The sequence below is a fragment of the Nonomuraea sp. NPDC049649 genome, assembly GCF_040675175.1.
GTDB lineage: Bacteria > Actinomycetota > Actinomycetes > Streptosporangiales > Streptosporangiaceae > Nonomuraea.
Map to the genome: position 1 here is coordinate 1 of NZ_JBFAOH010000070.1, position 14,348 is coordinate 14,348.

General features: G+C 66.0%; 16 protein-coding genes. 9 read left to right on the top strand and 7 right to left on the bottom strand.

The window, feature by feature from the left end; genetic code table 11:
• Positions 1-68: 68 nt before the first annotated feature.
• From AB0J42_RS36665 to AB0J42_RS36675, 3 genes are all read right to left on the bottom strand, one after another.
• On the bottom strand, positions 69-254 hold the full coding sequence (locus tag AB0J42_RS36665; protein WP_364302998.1) for a hypothetical protein: 186 nt from the start codon (positions 252-254) through the stop codon (positions 69-71).
• Positions 255-416: 162 nt separating this feature from the next.
• Positions 417-1,907 (bottom strand): hypothetical protein, encoded by a 1,491-nt coding sequence (locus tag AB0J42_RS36670; RefSeq protein ID WP_364303001.1) that lies wholly within the window; start codon positions 1,905-1,907, stop codon positions 417-419.
• Between the two features lie 61 nt (positions 1,908-1,968).
• Positions 1,969-2,289: a hypothetical protein gene (locus AB0J42_RS36675; RefSeq protein ID WP_364303003.1), complete on the bottom strand. Its 321-nt coding sequence runs from the start codon at positions 2,287-2,289 to the stop codon at positions 1,969-1,971.
• A gap of 929 nt (positions 2,290-3,218) precedes the next feature.
• Here AB0J42_RS36675 and AB0J42_RS36680 point away from each other — a divergent pair.
• A complete protein-coding gene (locus AB0J42_RS36680; protein WP_364303006.1) occupies positions 3,219-4,022 on the top strand; it encodes a hypothetical protein in 804 nt (267 codons plus the stop codon).
• Positions 4,023-4,036: 14 nt separating this feature from the next.
• Here AB0J42_RS36680 and AB0J42_RS36685 read toward each other — a convergent pair whose 3' ends face one another.
• The 3 genes from AB0J42_RS36685 to AB0J42_RS36695 all read right to left on the bottom strand — a co-directional run bounded on the left by AB0J42_RS36685 (position 4,037) and on the right by AB0J42_RS36695 (position 6,440).
• A complete protein-coding gene (locus AB0J42_RS36685) occupies positions 4,037-5,437 on the bottom strand; it encodes a GPP34 family phosphoprotein (protein WP_364303008.1) in 1,401 nt (466 codons plus the stop codon).
• Between the two features lie 198 nt (positions 5,438-5,635).
• A complete protein-coding gene (locus AB0J42_RS36690) occupies positions 5,636-6,004 on the bottom strand; it encodes a DoxX family protein (protein ID WP_364303011.1) in 369 nt (122 codons plus the stop codon).
• Between the two features lie 19 nt (positions 6,005-6,023).
• Positions 6,024-6,440 (bottom strand): MarR family transcriptional regulator, encoded by a 417-nt coding sequence (locus AB0J42_RS36695; RefSeq protein ID WP_364303013.1) that lies wholly within the window; start codon positions 6,438-6,440, stop codon positions 6,024-6,026.
• Between the two features lie 384 nt (positions 6,441-6,824).
• On the opposite strand from AB0J42_RS36695, the gene AB0J42_RS36700 reads away from it, so the two are divergent.
• From AB0J42_RS36700 to AB0J42_RS36710, 3 genes are all read left to right on the top strand, one after another.
• On the top strand, positions 6,825-8,501 hold the full coding sequence (locus tag AB0J42_RS36700; protein ID WP_364303015.1) for a hypothetical protein: 1,677 nt from the start codon (positions 6,825-6,827) through the stop codon (positions 8,499-8,501).
• Position 8,502: 1 nt separating this feature from the next.
• Positions 8,503-9,129, top strand: coding sequence for a tryptophan synthase subunit alpha (trpA, locus tag AB0J42_RS36705; protein WP_364303017.1), 627 nt, complete (start codon positions 8,503-8,505; stop codon positions 9,127-9,129).
• A gap of 238 nt (positions 9,130-9,367) precedes the next feature.
• Positions 9,368-9,712, top strand: a complete 345-nt coding sequence (locus AB0J42_RS36710; protein ID WP_364303019.1) for a hypothetical protein — start codon at positions 9,368-9,370, stop codon at positions 9,710-9,712.
• A gap of 4 nt (positions 9,713-9,716) precedes the next feature.
• On the opposite strand, the gene AB0J42_RS36715 is transcribed toward AB0J42_RS36710, so the two are convergent.
• The gene (locus AB0J42_RS36715; RefSeq protein ID WP_364303021.1) at positions 9,717-9,905 is read right to left on the bottom strand and encodes a hypothetical protein; all 189 of its coding nucleotides are present in this window, start codon (positions 9,903-9,905) and stop codon (positions 9,717-9,719) included.
• Between the two features lie 180 nt (positions 9,906-10,085).
• On the opposite strand from AB0J42_RS36715, the gene AB0J42_RS36720 reads away from it, so the two are divergent.
• The 5 genes from AB0J42_RS36720 (at position 10,086) to AB0J42_RS36740 (ending at position 14,251) form a co-directional block, all read left to right on the top strand.
• On the top strand, positions 10,086-10,766 hold the full coding sequence (locus AB0J42_RS36720) for a helix-turn-helix domain-containing protein (protein WP_364303023.1): 681 nt from the start codon (positions 10,086-10,088) through the stop codon (positions 10,764-10,766).
• Between the two features lie 136 nt (positions 10,767-10,902).
• Positions 10,903-11,436 (top strand): GNAT family N-acetyltransferase, encoded by a 534-nt coding sequence (locus tag AB0J42_RS36725; protein ID WP_364303025.1) that lies wholly within the window; start codon positions 10,903-10,905, stop codon positions 11,434-11,436.
• Between the two features lie 75 nt (positions 11,437-11,511).
• Positions 11,512-12,408: an alpha/beta fold hydrolase gene (locus AB0J42_RS36730; RefSeq protein WP_364303027.1), complete on the top strand. Its 897-nt coding sequence runs from the start codon at positions 11,512-11,514 to the stop codon at positions 12,406-12,408.
• A complete protein-coding gene (locus AB0J42_RS36735) occupies positions 12,405-12,869 on the top strand; it encodes a MarR family transcriptional regulator (RefSeq protein ID WP_364303030.1) in 465 nt (154 codons plus the stop codon). The genes AB0J42_RS36730 and AB0J42_RS36735 overlap by 4 nt, the downstream gene beginning before the upstream one ends.
• A 221-nt stretch (positions 12,870-13,090) precedes the next feature.
• Positions 13,091-14,251, top strand: a complete 1,161-nt coding sequence (locus AB0J42_RS36740; RefSeq protein ID WP_364303032.1) for a hypothetical protein — start codon at positions 13,091-13,093, stop codon at positions 14,249-14,251.
• Positions 14,252-14,348 lie beyond the last annotated feature (97 nt).

Below are 14,348 nucleotides of genomic sequence, written 5' to 3' on the forward strand. Positions count from 1 at the left end.
GGGTCGCGTTTGTCATCTCTCCAGCGGGGTGCCCTCTTCCGCCTGCCCGGGCCAGGGGTGGGGCCGTCTCACCAGTCGAGAACGCATCGGCCTTGCACGCCCGGCGTGGCGACCTCGACGCGGCCATAGAGCATGGCATGGCCGCATTCGACTTCGAACGCCGATCCCTCACCGATTTGATCAATAGAGCTGGAGACCTTGATCGGATACTTCGTCAGCGCTATCGTCGGGAATCTTTCGCGCAGGAATTTCATGAGAGATTTGCGGTGGGACGCCGGGCTCTTGCTGATCGCAGCGCTGAACTTCTTGAGTAAGACGCGTGCAGCTTACTCTTTATCTGGATCGTAGTAGGGTCCACTATGCAAGACGTTGCCCACCGCGCGATAAAGGTCGCTTCCTCTGGTCGAGTACTCTTCCTAGGCTGTTCTCGTGCTGGCGGCGATCCTGCGACGGATGGCGGCCAGTGCTCGATCTGCCTTGGAGAAACTGATTCGGGATCCTCTTCCATCTTCGGTGCTGACCTTGGTAGTCACAGTAAAGCGATCGCCCGGCACCACAAGGGTGAAGCGTTCCGCAACCGTATCTTTCTCCTCGGCGTCGACGAAGGCGTATGTGGGCTCGGCTTCATCAGTCTTTTTTGCGTCTGCGGGGAGGTCCAGTCGAACGGTCCTGACATTCACCGACACGATATCTCGGTAACGATATTCGCTAGTATGTTCCTCTGGCTCCCGTTTTCCTGTGACGGAGTCTAGGGTCGTGCGGTAGGCTCCCAACTTCTGATCTGCCATGCACACGACAAACACAGTATAGCGAGATGCGATGTAACCCTCTCCGACGCGAGGCTGTCGCACTAGTTTGGTCTTTGGCGGCTCGGCAGGACCGACTATGACGAGCGGATCTGTGATGCGCCCTATGTTGCGCAGCTCTTCCATTACTATGCCGAGGCGCTTAAGGGCTCGGTCGACAATGACTGCTACGTCGTTCTGAATCCAACGAGCTATTTGCTTTTCGGTTGGAAGGTTATTCTCATAGATCCGTTGCTGCTCCCTGTACTCGATCATTGCGTTACGGAACTGCCGGTCCTGCTGCCAGTTGCCAAGTAGTGCACCGAATGTGAGCCAACTTCCGAGAGAGGCTACGGCGACCCCGACAATGGTGATGTATGGAGCAGGTGACAGGATTGACCAGCCTGGATTTCCGTAGGTCGCCGTAACGGCTATGGCTACCCAGATGATGACACCGCCGCCAATAAGAGGAAGGATGCCGAAGATCGGGTTGAGACTTGGTTCGCGCTCTGGTATTGACGGTGCTGGAGTGAATAGTGTTCGCATCCTATGCTCGCGCTCTCCCTGCTCCTCCTCGCTGAGTGAGGGGAGAGTGATGGTAGGCGAGGAGCTATCAGGGTTAGCCCTTTGAGAGAGCTTCTCCCAGGTTGGGGATTCGGGTACTGATATCGCGCTGGCGATTCGCTTCGCCCAGTCCAGATCTAGGTCTGTAGCTGACAGCAGTGCTTCGTCAGAGGAATCCGCCTCTTGCAGGAAGGCATGGTCGACGTCTTCGTTGAATATAGCTATCAAAGCGGAGGCGGCGTGTGATTTTGAATCGAAGGCGCAAGCCTGCATCAGAAAGGTATAGATCTCGTTCTGGATCGGGTCTGTATGAGTGCGCGGTCGCTTTCCTTCCAGTTTGGCCAAGGCGTATTCGACTCGCACCTCGGCCATCTGCTCTCTTGATGAGGGCGGCTCGTTCTTCAAGTAATCATTGAAATGCTGACACGCGTGCACCCACCGTCGCTCCTCCAACGCCCGACGTGCTGCTTTCAGATGCTCTTCTGGATGCTGGCCGGCAGCGTAGTAGTTTTCGATGTTCTGTTGGCTCTCCACAGGAGCGTTATTGTTGACGTGCATCTCGCCCCGTCTGGATGCGCTTTCGGTGGGCTCGTCGTGCCTTGCGTTAAGGCCGGTCATATCACCCGCCGAGAGCTGCGGTGATGGCAGTTATAGCGCTGGCCACCTTGGCGACGTCGTCAGCTGAAGCTCCACCGATCGACAGCATGTCCCGTAGTCGCACAAGGGCGGCCTTCAATCGGCCTGTGGGTCGTCCGTTCGCCTCGCTCAGACTCTCTTCTAGTTCGGTAACGACTTCTGTGCCTATGACTTGGGGAATGGCCCCCGTCGCTACTAGCTGCCTAAGCTGTGCGAGTCCAGTGTCAAGATCGGCTCTGGGGAAGGCGAAGCTGTGGTCGATGTTGGTCTGGTTTGTCACTGACCCGTAGTTGTTGACCTGCATGTCATCCCTCGCTCAGCTTGTGGTTATCGTCGGTGACGTCTGCGGTAAGGGGCTTGAGTAGGCCTCTCACCGTCAATCGCTCGCGAGAGGTGGAACGTTGCAAGATATTTCTGGATCGCCTCTTTCCGTCCTCTCCAACTCCGCCACTGAGGATGGCAAGCAACACGGACGGAGTGTGACCCTGCTGCCGACGACAGCCCAGTCAGTCGATTTGCGACAAGGCGAGAACGATGAGTCGATTGTCGGCGTCTTGGACGCCAGCCTGGCCGACGGCCGCAGTGACCGAACCTAGATGGCGGTGGACGACCGGGGACAGTATGGCCAGATCAGGGGGCCCTGGCGCACGCTGACCCGTGCACCCAACGCCGTAGCTGGCCTGCGTGCGCTCGATATTTCGTGCTGTTGGGCGAGGTCTCGCTCGGAGAGCCTGTGATGGGTCGTCGTTCGTCCCCTTCCTCCCAATTGCTCCACAAGTCCTCGCGATCGCAGCTCTCGCAGGGCCTCCACGGATGGTCGGTGCCGACAGGCCCAGCTCCTGTTTGAGATCAGCTGCGCTTCGTTTCTTCGCCGCTAGAGCGTCGTAAAACGCATAGCTCCCACTTGTCTGTGGTGTACGCGCGTGCTGGGGCGCCATGATTCTGCAAGGGGTGGGTGGTGCCGAGCCGTTATTGGGTACATTGCTGACAGGGCAGAACGGCTGGGGCAGGCAGACCAGTGACGGGCGGGTAGTCGGGTGCGCCACTTGCATTCCGCATGTCAATGACATGCAACTCATGTGCAAGCCCATCCGATTATTGTCATGACTGACGCTGCCGGCAGTCCGGTTCAGGCGGGATAAATTTTTCCAGCCCGTCCGTGATGGCAGGCATCGTCCGGATGAGAACGCGACCACTCGGCGACGAGACATCCATTCGTATGGGAGGAATGACTTGCAGTCATCCTACTCGCGTGCCCTCGCCATAATCGCCCAACCTTGGCTCGCCGCCAAGCTCATGTTCAAACCCAAGGTCCGTCCAACCAGGGAAGACCAGATATTGGACCGGCTGGCATTCTGGCGTGCGACCGTCGGACTGGCCACCATTGTGGTGATCAGCTACCCGTATCAGGGCCTTCTCGTGACCTCGGTCAGCTCCTTCTCGAAGATGTGGCAGACCGTAGTCCTCGCTCTTCTGCTGCCGCCGCTGTCGCTTCTCCTGATGCTCGTCATCACCCCCTCCCGCCACCGCGCCCAGCTCCTGCCCGGCGTGCGACGTCTCCTGGTGCATGCGGGCTCTGCACTGGCCGTCATCTGCCTGTCGTTCTTCCTGCTGTTCCTGCTGGGCATCGGCATCGACACCACCAGCGAGGCGGAGGCGGCGGGGATAATCGTCCTCCTTCTCGCGCTGCCGTTCGTTCTTCTCTGGTACTGCTGCTTCTGGGGCTGCGTCGTCTACTGGGCAGCCCGTACCGGCATGTGGACCGGCGAGATCCACCCGCTGCTCGCGCCGATCGGCTCCACGCTCATCATGCTGCTGCTCAACGTCCGGGAACTCATAGCCAGTGACTCCAACGGGCTGCCCTATGGGATCTGGCTGACGCTGAACCTCTGCGGGACCGCCACGTCCCTGGGGCTGTCGTTCGCGGAATTTCGGCGCCTGCGGGCACTCGGCTACCGATTCCGCAGTGGACCGGAACCGGTAACCCTTGGTGCGGCCGAACCCGTGCCTCACGGTGAACGGGAACCGGCCAACTGAGCACGGGGCGGCGGCTACTCGCCGCCGTCGCCGCCGTCCCCGCCGCCGCCAACCCCGCTGGTACCTCTCCTCAGCGAGGAGATACTCGCGTTGAGCATCTGGCTGATGTCCGTCACCTCTTCCGGCACGGCCTCCAACGCTTCCTTTCCATAGACGCCGTCGAAGAGCCGGCCCGCCGGCGAGGTCAGTCCCAATTCGTCGTCCAGCCTGGTCTGCTCCAGGAGGGTCAGCAGGAGCATCGTGGGGCCGTCCAGCGGGACCCGTCCGGCGTGGACGGCGCGGAGCCAGCTGATCAGCTCATTGCGTACGGTGGGATCCGGGTAGTGGCGTTCCTCCTGCCCCGGTTGGAAGCCCGGGCTGGGAATGAGCACACCGCGTTCGGTCAGCGCGTCTCTGTGCCGGAGGAGCGCTTCGTCGCCGCGCAGCCGAAACCACTTGTCCAGTGCGACGACCCCGCCTTCGGAACCCGTCGGGGGCATGCCGGGAAAAGGGAGACGCCACCACGAACTGCTGTGGCGTTCCAGCTCCCCCAGCAGCTCATCGGCCCAGGCGAGTCCGGTGGGAGTAGCGTCCACCACCTGGATCACACCTGGCCAGAGGAACAACTCGAAGCCGCGGGATTTGTGCTTCGGGCCTGCGACCTTCACCCTGCCACGCAGTACGAGTTCGCCGATTTCCGCCCCTGCGCAGGCAATCGCGCTCCGCCCGCCATCGTGGGCGGCCCCGTAGCGGTACGAGAGGAGGACGATCTGCTCGGGCAGGGTCAGGTGCACCGAGGGCGGCTTCGGCACCGCACTGCCGGACTCATGACTTCCGAGGTGGTTCTCCGTCTTCGGGTGATCCTCGGTGACCGGTGACTCCTGACCGCCGTCACTTCCCCAGAGTGTGCGCAGCGGGGGACCCAGGCAGAACCACGCCATCCCTCCGAGCGTCAGGAAGTAGACAACGGCGCCCAGCACGTTGCCTTGGGACAGCAGGTCGATCACGCCGTACGAGATGAGCAGCATCGCCGGGACCAGAGTGAGAAGAACCAGCACGGTGAGGAAGCGACGCAGGAACAACGCGGTGTCCTTGACGACCTCCCCCGTCGCCTTAAGGACGTCCGGCCGGTCCGCTCCCGCAGCGGATGACGGCAGGTCGCGCGTACTGCCGGCCGCATCGGCCGGAGGAGGGGAAAGCGCGTCGGATGCTTTCGCGGGCACCTCTGACACCGCAGGCGCGTGAAGGGATGGGGCCGGCCTCTGCGGAGGGTTGATCCTGCCGAGAAAGGCCTTGATGCTCTGCCAGGCCAGAAAAACTGCGACGGCGTACAGAATGAGCGTGCTGAGGATACTCTCCGTGACCCAGGCAACCCCGCCGACGGCTGCGGCCAGCACGAAAAGGGTGAGGCCGAGGCGGATCCGGAATTTTCGCACGTACACCTCTCTCTGGAACCGCGGAACCTCAGAGAGACGGGTAACGACTGCCCCCACAGGCGCGGAACCCCAGTGACAGGCGTCCGACCCCCCCAATAACGATCCTGCCTGACGGACCGTCCGGGTGAGTGCGCTCAGAAAGGCGATGTTCAGGAATTCCGTCGTGATCCGACGGTCATCCGTAAAGGGCCTCGCCGCTTACACGCTGAGGAAGCGAAGTGCCGCTGTCGCCGCCGCGAGCAGGAGCAGGATGACGGGCATGATGGCGGGACCGCGCCACTGGGCATCGGTGTAGTCGCCGGCCCGCACGTGGAAGCCGACGGCGCCGATCATTAGGAGCCCGAGGCCGGTCGCTGCCGCTACGCCCAGCCATTCGGCAGCGAGTCCGGCGAAGAGACCTGCCGCTCCGGCCAGCTCAAGAATGCCGATCGTCCGTACCATGAACGGGCTTAAATCGAGCCGGCGGAGTCCTTCGACGACGTCCGGCTTCCCGGTCGCTTTCATGAAACCGGTGCCGAGGAAAGCGATCCCCAGCAGGACACTGCACATGACGGCGGCGATGAACATGGCTGCTCCTTGTGAAGATCTACTGGCCGGAGGTGTCCGGCCCCAGGGACGGCACTGAGGTGAGGAGGCGGCGCTGCTGGTCCGGGGTCAGCTCGTTGAGGCATGAGATGCGCGACAGTTCTTCGTGGAATCGCGCCAGGCGGTGTCGTCCTTCTGCGGTGAGTTCCACGCGTTTGACCCGGCGGTCGGTGGGGTGGGGGGAACGTGTCACCAGCCCTTTGTCTTCCAGCCGGTCGACCAGGCCGGTGATGTTGGACGGGTCGCAGTGCCGGCGGGCGGCGAGGTCGCCCATCGGGAGCGGTTCGGAGAGCAGGCCGATCACGATCGCCTGCGCGGGCGTGAGGTCGGCGGCTGCGGCTGCCTTCTCGTAGTCGTCGCGTAGTCGCTCCGCGAAGACGTACAGGGTGGCGAAGAACTCGTTGTTCGCACTGGTCACAGCGGTGCCCCAAGAGGTTGACCATCTCAGCTGTAGATGAGGTCGATAGTTGATGTGCTCAAATATTTGCGCTTCCGGGAGCCGGCGTCAAGGGCTCGCGGCCAGCTCCGCGTAGTGCCCGATTGCTGTCAGGTACGTACGCCGGGGCATGGCGGCACGGGGCAGACCGGGAAAGGTCCCGCTCTTCTCATTTCTCCTTTCTGGAGAAATGCGGACGAGCTCATACGCACAGAAAGAGCTGACATCACCCCATACCGGCACACTGCGTGCACTCGTACGGTGATAACGGCACTAAGATCGCGTCCCGTGCCTCCACCTGACTTATGGCGTATTGCCAGAATTGGCGCAGTAAGCCTGACTCTTGCGGCAGCAGCCGCGGGCCTGGTGCTCGGCGACGCCTGGCTCTGGGCGGCCGTCGAATGGTCGCCACCCGACTACCTGTACTTCCAGGTAAACGACGGGTTCGACACCGCGACAACGGCAGCCTTGCTCGCGGCCGCCCTGGTCAAAGCAGGATTCCTCTGGCTGATCCTGCGCACTCCCGCCCGGGGCCCGCTGGACCGCCGGGAGAGGGCGCTGCGCCTCCTGCTCTATCTGGCGGTGGCATACACCCTCGTCCTGTGGATCCCGTTCCGGCTGCTTCCCGACGAGGCCGACTCCGCATTCCAACTCGCGCTCTGGACCGCGATCAACATCCTCTACCTGCTCGTCATCCGTTGGAGGTCCCGCGTCCTGCAAGCCGCGGCGGGGGCGGTGTTCGCGGTCGAGCTGGCTGGAATGGCGGACGACCTGCTCGACGCGTTCGACCTCGCCGAGCTTGGCTCAGGCGCCTTCCTCGGCTTGGGCGGAGTGGCGGTGACCGTCGTCACGGTCATCGGGCAGTGGCGCGACGGCCGGTGGAGCCGCGTCACGCAGGTCACCGGGCTGCTGTCGGTGGGCGTCTACGCGCTGGTGATCCCGCTCGGCGTCCTCCTCGATACGGGCTCCGGCGCCGATCTGATGATGCCGGTCGTCATGGACGCGGTGGGGCTGGTCGGCATCGTGTGGATCGCTGCGACCGCCCGCGAAATGCCCACGGAGGACCGGCTGGTGGACCTTCTGCCCAGGCGGCGGCGCGCGGTCCGCGTCGCGGTGGCGGCCGTGGCCGTGCTGCCGGTCGTCGCACTGATCCACCCGGAGCAGAACGCGCGCCTCACCTACACCACCTGGCGGATGGACTGCTTCGACCGGCCCAGCTTCGGCGACCTGAAACCCGCGGAACGCGACCGTGCCTTCCTGTGCCGGGCGCGGAGCAGAGAGGGCGGAGTGATCCAGCCCATCTTCCCGGACACCCTGTCGGACCAGGAGATTCTCGCGTACGGGCGAGCGCTGTGCCGTGCGGAGGACCGCGACGAACAGCAGGCGATCCTGACGGAGGCGGGGAGCGCGCGGCCTGGACGGGGCATGGACCCGCAGGACCTCGTCTACGTCTGCCCGGAGATCGTCGGCGCGACCCATCCCGAGCTGCTGCGGTCGACCAAGGAGAAGCAGGAGGCGGAGACCGCCTACATCGCCCGGGAGAACGCGGAGTGCCGCGACCCGTGGCCCGGGAGGAAGGGCGTCGCCCAGGCCACCGCCAGGTACTTCCTGTTCGTGGACGGCGATCCGGGCTACCTGGTGTACGACCCCGAAGGGCCCGACGGGGACGCGGGGCGGGCGATGGACCGGGTTTACGACAGCGCCGGGGTCGGGGTAGCCGGCAGTGCGGTGCTCATCGGGCACATCGAGGACGTCGTCGACCTGTGCCTCACCGTGAAGGCCTTCCGTTCGCCGCCGCCACGCCGGACGGCCGGGTGGGAGCAGGTGGACGAGGTGCCGATCGTCAGCCGCAGCGGCACCCTCACCGTGCCGGAGATGGGCGGCGGAGACGTGGGCGCGGGCGCACCCATGCCGAACCTGGCGATCGCGGGCAAGGGCCGCTACCGGCTCCGCGTCTACGTGCGGCTCGGCGACACGGACGAGGAGCACCTGGTCGTCGTTTTCCCGGGCACGTCGCGGAAAAGACTCAAGCTGAAGGGCTGAGGTGATTCAGACGGCCGACGACCTCGCGCTCCGGGGCGGCCTGCGGACCGCCGACGTGATCCGTACCATCCGCGACGTGAGCGCGGCCACGGGCGCGCCCGTCCTGTGCATGACGTACTGGAACCCGGTCCACGCCTACGGTCCCGGGCGGTTCGCCGCCGGCCTCGCCGCGGCGGGCGGCGCCGGGTGCATCTTGGTGGACCTGCCGGTCGAGGAGGCGGGGGAGTGGCTGCGGGCCGCCGCGCCGCACGGACTGGCGACGGTGTTCCTCGCCGCGCCGAGCAGCACGGACGGGCGGCTCGCCGAGATCGCCGCCGCGAGTTCGGGCTTCGTGTACGCGGCGTCCCTGATGGGCGTCACCGGCACCCGCGAGACGGTCGGCGTTGAGGCGGCGGGGCTCGTGAGCCGGGTCCGTGCGACCACGGACCTGCCGGTCTGCGTCGGCGTCGGCGTCTCCGACGCCGCCCAGGCCGCCGAGGTGGCGGGCTTCGCCGACGGCGTCATCGTCGGCACGGCCTTCGTCCAGCGCCTGCTCGACGCGCCCGGCCTCGCCGCAGGGGTCGACGCCGTACGGGACCTCGCCCGCGACCTGGCCGAGGGCCTGGACCGTACGGTGACCACCGCATAACCCCGGACGGGAGCCACGGCCGGGCGGCCATCGCGCCCGCCCGGCCGGCCGCCGACCGCGGGGGTGGCGTCGAGAGGAACTTGAAAGCGCCTCGGTTCGTTCTCCAGGGTGATCCGAGCTTCTTGGCGGTCTACCGACAGGGGACGTCATGCCGTTGGATTTCGTCGGTGACCTGATAGCAGGCCAAATCGGTAGCTCGATCGGGCATCGGTTCAGGAGGTGGGGGATGCCCCGGCCCGTGACCCATCCTGACGGCTCCGTTACGGTGCCGGGCGCGGTTCATGGGTTCGAGGCGCCGTCCTGGGCCACCCATCGGGGGTGGATATGCGGATATGTCACTGTCGCCGCCGACAAGGTGACGCATTCGCTCGACTCCGCGGGGAAGGTGTCGCGGCGCGTCATTCCGCGTCAGGACGCGCTCGTCGTCGTAGACGAGGCCATGCCGGAAACGACCGTCTGCCTCACCACTCGGGAGGGGCGCCGGTTCAAGGTGGCGATCGATACGCATTACCGCCAGGTTCTCGCGCTCTTCGACGAGCCGACCGGTCCGGAACCGCATCCGCCGGTCGCCGGAACCCCCTGAGACCTCAGGTTCGGGGGATGTCCTTGCCCGTGGGACGGTATTCGGTCAGGACGAGCCAGCCGTCCAGGATGCGGAGCGGGACCGTGCTCTCAGCCGTCAGGCGCTGGATCTCGTGCGTCAGGTCGCCGCGCAGGATCCTGGTGCTGGGCCACGCGGTCCGCGTCAGGGTGGTGGAGAACACGACCTTGTCCATCTGGGTCAGCCGGTTCCATGATTCGTCCTTGGCCTCCTCCGGCAGCCCCGCCAGCGCCTCGTACGTGCGGCGGCCTGTCGACGATCAAGTCGCTGGTCACAGCCTGCTCCTCCGTATGATCAACTTGCAAAAGTGAAGCACGCTTGTAGAAGTGAAGTCAACGCGGCTAGGGTGCGTGCTGTGGGGAAGCGTGAATACGGTCAGTTCTGCGGGCTGGCCCGAGCCGCGGAGGTCCTCGGGCAGCGCTGGACGCTGCTGATCCTCCGGGATTTGCTGACAGGGCCGCGCCGATACTCCGACCTCACCGCCGGGCTGCCCGGCATACCGAGCAACATCCTCGCCACCCGGCTGAAGGAGCTCGAAGGCGACGGGCTGGTGACCCGGGAGTTGCGGGGCCGGTCGGTGCTCTACCGGGGGACACCCCGGGCCGAAGAACTGGCGCCCGCCCTGGATGCGCTCGGCCGCTGGGGCGCTGCCGCGATGCGCGAACCGCGCGAGGGTGAGGTGGTCACCGAGGGCAGCCTGGTGGCCGGGCTCCGGGCGGCCGCGTCCGGAGGGAAGGCCCCGCCCGAGACACGGAGCCGGGTGTATGTCGTCAGAGCCGGTGAGGCCGCCGCCTGTGCGATCGTGCGCGACGGGGTCGTCACGGTCGAGGCCGGCGAGCATCCCGAGCCGGATCTGACCGTGGTCGCCGGGCCGGGCTTCCGGGACCTGCTCGCCGGAGTGATCGACCCCGCCATGGCTGTCGAGAGCGGGGCGGTGACGCTCGACGGGGACGCCGCGCTGCTCTCGGAATTCTCGGCGACTTTCCGCATCCCTTACTCCGATGCCGTCGGGGAACCCATGAATTCATCCCGTTGATTTTTCGACATGTCGGCATCGTTGTTTTCGGTGTGAGCCACCGTAACGGCTGTTTCCGCGAAGAAGAATGGCGTGAATTCCCGCCTCTCCTCACCTTCGGGAGGTCCGGGGCGGGAGTGCGGGTAGATTGGCGCGGATGGCGCAGGTCGAGATTCAGTTGCTGCCCGCCGACGTCGGTGAAGGGCTCGTCGGTGAGCTGGCCGCTCTGGTGAACCGCGTGTACGCCGAGGCGGAGGCGGGGCTGTGGGCCGTGGACGTTCCCCGTACGACCGAGGACGAGCTGGCGGAGCAGATCCGCGCCGGGGAGATCGCGGTGGCCTGGCTGGACGGGCGGATCGTCGGCGGCGTCCGGGTGCGGCGGCTGGAGAGCGGTGAGGCCGAGTTCGGGATGCTGGTCGCCGAGCCCGCGCACCGGGGAGCCGGGGTCGGTTCACGGCTGGTGAACTTCGCCGAGCAACGGGGGCGGGAGCTCGGGGCGGAGGTCATGCAGCTGGAGGTGCTGATGCCCCGGTCGTGGAAGCACCCCTTCAAGGAGTATCTGGACGCCTGGTACACGCGGCTCGGCTACCGGGTGGTCCGCGTCGGGCGCTTCGAGGAGAGCTACCCCCGTCTCGCCCCGCACTTGGCGGGTCCGTGCGACTTCCGCGTCTACCAGAAGGGCCTGCGCTGACCGCAGCGCATGCCCGGCTTGATATGGAGATTTCGGATATTGCAGTCATGACTGTAATGACTGTAATGTCGAGACGTGATCGGCGAGAGCGTCCACATTCCGCAGCCCGAGGGTGACCTGCATGTCGTCGTGCACGGCGAGTCCGGCCCGGCGGTGCTCCTGCTCAGCGGTGCGGGCAACGACAACGCGCTGCTGAGCTGGCGGCACGCCATCCCCGCGCTCGCCGCCGAGCACCGGGTCCTCGCCCTCGACTGGCCCAAGCAGGGCGGCAGCAAGCCGTGGCGGGGGTTCGCCGGTCATGAGCGGATGCTCGGCTGTGTCACCGCCGTGCTCGACCACTTCGGGCTGGAGAGGGCGGCGCTCGTCGGGCTGTCCCAGGGCGGGGCCATCGCGCTGGCGTACGCGATCGAGCATCCGGAGCGGGTGTCGAAGCTGGTCGCGATCGCGCCCGCGGGTGTGATCTCCTTCCCGCCCGTCGTCCACCAGTTCCTCTGGCTGACCGCCAAGTCGCGGCTGCTCAACCGGACCCTGCCGTCGCTGGTCTTCCGCAGCCGGGCCGCCTGCGCGTGGTTCGCCAGGCGGGCGCTGTTCGCCGGGCCGGTGGACGACTTCGACCAGATCGTGGACGAGTATCACGCCGACGTCCTGGCCAACGGGGCCGGCTCCTCCGACTGGCAGAACGACTCGATCGGGTTTCTCCGTATGCGGGTGGATCTGCGGCCGAAGCTCTCCGCGATCAGCTGTCCCACGCTGTTCATCCAGGGCAGCGAGGACGCGGGCGTGCGGCCCCGGCACACCCGCGCCGCGGCCGAGCGGGTGCCCGGGGCGCGCTTCGAACTCATCGAAGGCGCGGGTCACTGGCCGAACCGGCAGGAACCCGAACGGGTCAACGCCCTCATCGCCGGATTCCTGCGGGAACCGCCGGACGCCGGGGACGGGGAGTCCCGTGAGGGCCGGACAATGGGCCCATGACCGTACCAACGGACGCCGAACTCGACTTCGTCGATGACGTCGCGGCCTTCTTCGCCGCCGAGGGCCTGCCGTTCATCGCCGGGCGCGTCATCGGGTGGCTGCTCATCTGCGACCCGCCTGAGCAGAGCGCCGCCCAGCTGGCGGAGGCGCTGCAGGTCAGCCGGAGCTCCATCAGCTCCACGACCCGCCTGCTCACCCCGAGCGGCCTGGTCGAGGGGGTGCGCAGGCGCGGCGAGCGGCAGGAGTACTTCCGCATCGCCGCCGACGGCTGGAGCCGGATGCTGGCCAGCCGGTACGCCAAGACGGCGGCTTTCCGCCAGGTCACGGAGCGCGGCCTGGACGTGCTGTCGGACGCGCCGCCGGAGCGTCGTGAGCGGCTGGCGAACGTGGCCGAGCTGTACCGCTTCCTGGAGGGGGAACTGCCCGCTCTCTGGGCGCGGTGGGAGCAACGCCGCTCCTGAACCGCAAGAAATGCGGACAAATAGGTATATGGCAAATCGGGTGGAATGGGGTATTTCTAGTTTTAGCGGGATGGCCGAATTTCTTGGCTAATAGGTCTTTGCAGGTAGCTGACAATATCGGCGGATTCGGCGTCAGTGCCTCGGGTATTTCCGTACAAGTCATGCAGGGGCGAAGCGGCAGAAACTTAACAGCCGAGCCTTGAACGTATACGGAAAGAAAAATGACCAGAGGAAACACTCAAAAGGCACATCGCCGGAGCGGGCTGCTGTGGGTCGCCGCGGCATCGATCGCTCTCTCGGCTCCCCTGGCTTCATGGGGACCCGCCTACGCGGGCACGGCCGACTGGCCCCACAACAACAGCACCGCCCCGGACCAGCACAGCGACCCGTGGGATGACTACGACGCGCAGTCCTGGGACTCCCGCGACTACGACCCGTACTACGCGAACCAGAAGCCGCCGATCACCTGGGACCGCCACCGCCAGAACACCCCGGGCGAGGACAGCGTTCGCCACCACGAGGACTCCTGGGGTGAGGAGGGTTCCGGCCACCACGAGGACTCGTGGGACGAGGAGGGTTCTCAGCACCACGAGAACGCCTGGGGCGAGGAGGGCTCGTGGAACGAGGAGGAGTCCGGCAGCGAGCAGGGTTCCCAGCGCCACGAGGACTCCTGGGCCGAGGAAGGCTCCTGGAATGAGGAGGAGTCCGGCAGCGAGGAAGGCTCCCGTCACCACGAGAACTCCTGGAGCGAGGAGGGCGAGTGGAGCGAAGAGGAGTCCGGCAGCGAGGAGGGCTCCTGGAACGAGGCGGAGTCCGGCAGCGAGGAGGGCTCCTGGAGCCGGGACAACTCCTGGAAGCACAAGGGCGCCCCGCACCGTGAGCGGATGGTCGCGGTGGACGACGAGGCCGTGGCCTCTCCGCATATGCCGGAGCGCTACACCGACGCGTCCAGCCGGAAGCGGAAGAACAAGGGCGACCTCAACAACGCGACCGCCACGAACAACTACGTGTCGATCTTCGTGCCGCACTACGGCCTGTTCCCCGTTGTCGGGCAGTTCCCGGCGGCCACCGCGGACGGCGCCTCCACCCCGTACAGCATGACCGGGGAGGCGGTCCGCCCGGCCGGCATGGCCACTCCGTACGGCATGACCGGCAGGGAGGCGGCCGGCCCGAACCGCATGGCCACTCCGTACCGCATGACCGGCCACAACCGGCCCGGGTACCACCGGCCGGGTCACCACAGGACGCCGAGCCAGCGCTTCTGGGTGCCCACCAAGGTCGGCAACCCGCAGCAGACCTCCTGCGCGGTGGCGGGCGGCAACACCCTGCCGGGCAGCTGCCTGTCGGTCGTCGCCATCCCGCTGCCGGGGAACGCGAGCTGATCAGTCCACCGGCCCACATGACCGGGCGGGCGCCGCGATGGCGGTCTGGACCGTACGGCTCGCGTACCGGCTCGACGTGGTCGCGCTCAGCCGCGAG

Excerpts from the sequence above, each read along its gene's own strand:
- AB0J42_RS36665 (WP_364302998.1), bottom strand. The coding sequence starts at position 254 with ATGAAATTCCTGCGCGAAAGATTCCCGACGATAGCGCTGACGAAGTAT.
- AB0J42_RS36670 (WP_364303001.1), bottom strand. The coding sequence starts at position 1,907 with ATGCACGTCAACAATAACGCTCCTGTGGAGAGCCAACAGAACATCGAA.
- AB0J42_RS36675 (WP_364303003.1), bottom strand. The coding sequence starts at position 2,289 with ATGCAGGTCAACAACTACGGGTCAGTGACAAACCAGACCAACATCGAC.
- AB0J42_RS36690 (WP_364303011.1), bottom strand. The coding sequence starts at position 6,004 with ATGTTCATCGCCGCCGTCATGTGCAGTGTCCTGCTGGGGATCGCTTTC.
- AB0J42_RS36715 (WP_364303021.1), bottom strand. The coding sequence starts at position 9,905 with ATGGACAAGGTCGTGTTCTCCACCACCCTGACGCGGACCGCGTGGCCC.
- AB0J42_RS36725 (WP_364303025.1), top strand. The coding sequence starts at position 10,903 with ATGGCGCAGGTCGAGATTCAGTTGCTGCCCGCCGACGTCGGTGAAGGG.
- AB0J42_RS36735 (WP_364303030.1), top strand. The coding sequence starts at position 12,405 with ATGACCGTACCAACGGACGCCGAACTCGACTTCGTCGATGACGTCGCG.
- AB0J42_RS36740 (WP_364303032.1), top strand. The coding sequence starts at position 13,091 with ATGACCAGAGGAAACACTCAAAAGGCACATCGCCGGAGCGGGCTGCTG.